This is a genomic window from Mesorhizobium sp. M7A.F.Ca.CA.004.06.1.1, from assembly GCF_003999135.1.
Lineage (GTDB): Bacteria > Pseudomonadota > Alphaproteobacteria > Rhizobiales > Rhizobiaceae > Mesorhizobium.
Window position 1 is genome coordinate 1 of the sequence record NZ_RZPQ01000573.1, and the last position, 3,855, is coordinate 3,855.

Genomic DNA, 3,855 nt, shown 5'->3' on the forward strand with positions numbered 1-3,855 from the left:
GCCCACACGATCACAACATTCAACAAGTGGCGCGGCATCGGCGATGCGTCCGACGCAGGGACGTATCTGTTCCGCAACGGCAATTTTTCGCTGGTCCAGTATGACGTCGATGCGTCCTATGACGGCGAGCAAAATCCGGAGACGGTTGTCGACTATAACACCGCGCCCTGAGCATCACACGAGCTTGCAGGCTGCGTCGATCAGGGCGCCTTCGACAGCATCCAGTTGAGCGTGCCGCGCCAGTCGGTCATGCGGATCGGCGTGCCATGGGTGCCGGTCTCGAAGCGGACGAAGCGGGTCGGATAGGTCTTCGATTTGGTCAGGATCGAGCGAAAGAACGCCTCCTGCTTTGCCACGGGGTAGACGACGTCGTGGCTGCCCTGGCCGAAGAAGACCGGCACGCGGCGCTTGAAGGCCGGGCTGGTGAAAAAGCTCTCATCCCACAGCGAACCGAGCAGCAGCAGGCCATTGATGCGTCCGCCTGTATCCTTGCGCGCGGCCAGCTTCCAGCATAGCGCGCCGCCCATCGAGCCGCAGGCGACGAAGATCTTCGCGCCTGGCGACTGTTCGGCATAATGACCGATCAGCGCCGCCACCTGCGCCGCTCCCTTGTCGCCGAAATCGGGGAAATCAGGACTGAGATAGAGGCCGCCATTGCCGGCCATCAGGTTCTTGAGCCGGTTGAAATTGCCGCCGAAGGTGAAGTCGTCGACACCCTGCTTGCGGCTGCCGCCCTGCCCGTGCAGATAAAGCACGATGATGCCGGCGCCCTCGGTCTTGCCTGCGGCGACATGCCTGACATCGCCGGCATCGGTTTTCAGCAACAGATCCTGCTGCATCTTGCGGACGCCGGTGTCGGTGTATTGGGCGTTTACCCGGCGCTCCGGCACCTGGTCACGCTGGTTGATATCGCGCATCTCGCGGTAGTCGATGACGGTATAGGCGCCATTGGTGTCGGACGATAGCGTGGCCGGATAGGCGAAGAGATCGTCCTTGAAGGGTTTTAAGGACAGCGTCTGGCTTTGCGCGGCCGGAGACAGCAACGCGGTCGCGACTGCAAAGGCACAGAAAATTTGGCAGCGGATAGACATGTCCAAGGCATGCGTAATTCGGCTTGGGTTTGTCAATCCTGCAGCACGCCGCCGGCGCCTTCCAGCGCCTCGCGTGTGTCGACATCGACTGACGCCGCCGCGCCGATTTCGACATCGATGACATCGAGCCCTTCGGTCTCGACCAGATGGCGCGCGCCTGTGTCGCCTTCGAGATGGGCGATCGCCGGAAACAGCGAGCGCGGCAAAAGCACAGGGTTGCCGCGCTTGCCGTCATGCGAGGCGCGGACCACCGCGTTGCCGCCGGCCTTGCGGAAAGCATCGATCAATCTGTCGAGGTCATCGGACGTGATATCAGGCATGTCACCGAGAACGATCATCACGCCGGCGGAATCTTCCGGCAGATAGGCGATGCCGGCTTTCAGCGAGGTGGACAGGCCCTCGGCAAAATCGGGATTGTCGGCGAAGGTCACGTCGAGGCCCACCAGCGCAGCGCGCACCCGCTCGCGCTGGTGGCCGGTGACGATGACAGTGCCGGACGCCTTCGAGCCGAGCGCCCGCTCGGCGGTGCGGCGCACAAGCGGCTTGCCGTCGAACAGCGCCAAAAGCTTGTTCGGCCCGCCCATGCGGCTTGAGCGGCCAGCGGCCAGCAGCACGATGCCGACCTTGAGCTGGCTTTTCGCCGGCAGCGGTTCGCGCGGCTGCGGCCGTGTCGGGATTTCCATCAACAGCCCGCCGACCCCCATGGCGGCAATATCCCTGGCCGTCACGTCGAGGCCAGCGATCAACCGGTCCAGCACCCAGTCGAAACCATTCTCCTTGGGGCTGCGGGCGCAGCCGGGCGCGCCGATGATGCGCTTGCCATCGAGCGTGCCGAGCACCAGCAGATTGCCGGGATCGACCGGCATGCCCGCGCGGATGACTGCACCACCCGCCTTCTCGATCGCCGCGGGAATGACATCGGCAAAATCGCTCATCGCCGAAGCGCCGAAGATCACCACCATGTCGTTGTCGCGCGCCAGGGAGACCGCGGCCTCCGCCACTGGCGCGACCTCATGCGGCGTGCGGCGCTCCGCAGTCAGCCTGCCGCCCGTACGCGCCAGCCGCGCTTCGGTGACGCGCAGCGTCTTGTCGAGCACGGAAGGCTTGATGCCCGGCAGAACCGTCTGGATGACGCCGACACGCACGGGCCGGTAGGCATTGACGGCAAATATCTCGCCCGCGGCGCAGATTTCTGTCGCAGCGTCGACCAGCGCTGAACTGACCGCGAAGGGAATGATCTTCACGGTCGCGACCATCTGGCCTTTCTCGACCGGCGCATGCTGCGCCAGCGTGGCGATGGTGATGGCGGGATCAATGGCATTGATGGCATCGATGACAGCGGCATCGACCGTGAAGATGCCCGGCGCCTTGGCATGGAGATTGACCCGCCCGGTCGCGGCAGGCCTGGCTTCGATCCCGCGAAAGGTCATGCTCTCGGCAATCGTTTGCGCGGCCGCATCCTCGCCGAGGTCGTCCTCAGTCAGCACAGCCGCAACGACCTCGGAAACACCGGCAGCCCGCAGCAGCGCCACATCTTCAGCGCTCAGCCTGTGCGCCTTGCGGAAGCGGCGTTCGCCGGCGGTGGTGGAGTGCGCCAGCACCGCGCCTTCCGCGGTCTCGATCGGGATCGGGCCGAATTTCACGCCGCCGCGCCCTTGGCATCGAGACCGCGCGAGCGGAAGGCGTGGATTGCCTGGGCCAACACCGCAACGGCGATCTCTCCCGGGCTGGCAGCACCGATGTCGAGCCCGATCGGCGCATGGATACGGGCGATCTGATCGGCGCTCGCGCCCAGCGCCAGCAGGCGTTCGACCCGCTTGGCATGCGTCTTCCTGCTACCGAGCGCCCCGACATAGAAACAGTTGGCGTCGAGCGCGGCCTTCAGCGCGAAATCATCGACCTTCGGGTCATGAGTGACGGCGGCAAGCGCCGTATAGCTGTCGAGCGGCTGACGCTTCAGCACATCCTCCGGCCATTCGGCATGAAGCGCCACATCGGGAAAGCGGTCCGGCGTGGCGAAGGCGGTGCGGGGGTCGATTATCTCCACGGGATAGCCGGCGATCCTGGCCATCGGCGCCAGCGCCTGGCTGATATGGACAGCGCCAATCACGACCAGACGCGGCTGCGGCAGATGCGCGTTGAGAAAGAAATTCCGCCCCTCTGCTTCGACCGAACCGGAGTTGCCTGTGCGGAACGCCCTGGCGATCGCGGCGCCAAGATCGCCGGCGACCTGATCGCCTTCGCGCACGATGCGGTCGCGGCCGTCACCGAGATCGGTGACCAGGATCGCCGCGCGGCGAGCGCGTCGTTCGGCGTTCAAAATTTTTAAGGCGTAGGGATCCATCCGAGATCAGCCCAGTCTTTCCACGTACACCTTGATGCGGCCGCCACAGGACAAGCCGACCTGCCATGCGGTCTCATCGGCAACACCGAACTCCAGCATCCTGGCCTTGCCGCTGTCGATGACGTCGATGGCCTCACTGACCACAGCGCCTTCGACGCAGCCGCCCGAGACGGAGCCGTGGAAATTGCCGTCGGCGTCGATGACCAGATGGCTGCCTACAGGTCGGGGCGCCGAACCCCAGGTCTCGACCACAGTCGCGATGGCCACGTCCTTGCCGTCCTTCATCCAGCCCTCCGCGATGATCAGCGGGTCGCGGGCCTCATCCAGATAAATGCTGCTTTCCATGACCGTTTCTCCAGAAGTCTGTTTTTCTCGGGATCTGTTTTCCGGGTGGGAAAGATATGGTTATGCGGCGTGCCT

Annotated in this window: 4 protein-coding genes and 1 pseudogene; 1 reads left to right on the forward strand and 4 read right to left on the reverse strand. The window is 64.5% G+C overall.

Annotated elements, in window-relative coordinates; all coding sequences use genetic code 11:
- Positions 1 to 171, forward strand: a pseudogene (locus EN906_RS38495) (DUF1176 domain-containing protein); the annotation flags it as partial.
- Between the two features lie 29 nt (positions 172 to 200).
- Here the strand turns inward: EN906_RS38495 and EN906_RS25970 are convergent.
- From EN906_RS25970 to EN906_RS25985, 4 genes are read right to left on the reverse strand one after another with little or no spacing between them, the layout of a single operon-like run.
- Complete coding sequence (locus tag EN906_RS25970) at positions 201 to 1,091, reverse strand: alpha/beta hydrolase (RefSeq protein WP_127267827.1); 891 nt, start codon at positions 1,089 to 1,091, stop codon at positions 201 to 203.
- 32 nt (positions 1,092 to 1,123) lie between these two features.
- Complete coding sequence (locus EN906_RS25975) at positions 1,124 to 2,734, reverse strand: molybdopterin-binding/glycosyltransferase family 2 protein (protein ID WP_127267828.1); 1,611 nt, start codon at positions 2,732 to 2,734, stop codon at positions 1,124 to 1,126.
- A complete protein-coding gene (locus EN906_RS25980) occupies positions 2,731 to 3,435 on the reverse strand; it encodes an XdhC family protein (RefSeq protein WP_127267829.1) in 705 nt (234 codons plus the stop codon). Before EN906_RS25980 ends, EN906_RS25975 begins: the two co-directional genes overlap by 4 nt.
- 6 nt (positions 3,436 to 3,441) lie before the next feature.
- Positions 3,442 to 3,780 carry an XdhC family protein gene (locus tag EN906_RS25985; protein WP_127267830.1) on the reverse strand — a complete coding sequence of 113 codons (339 nt, stop codon included), beginning with the start codon at positions 3,778 to 3,780 and terminating at the stop codon, positions 3,442 to 3,444.
- Positions 3,781 to 3,855: the final 75 nt, after the last annotated feature.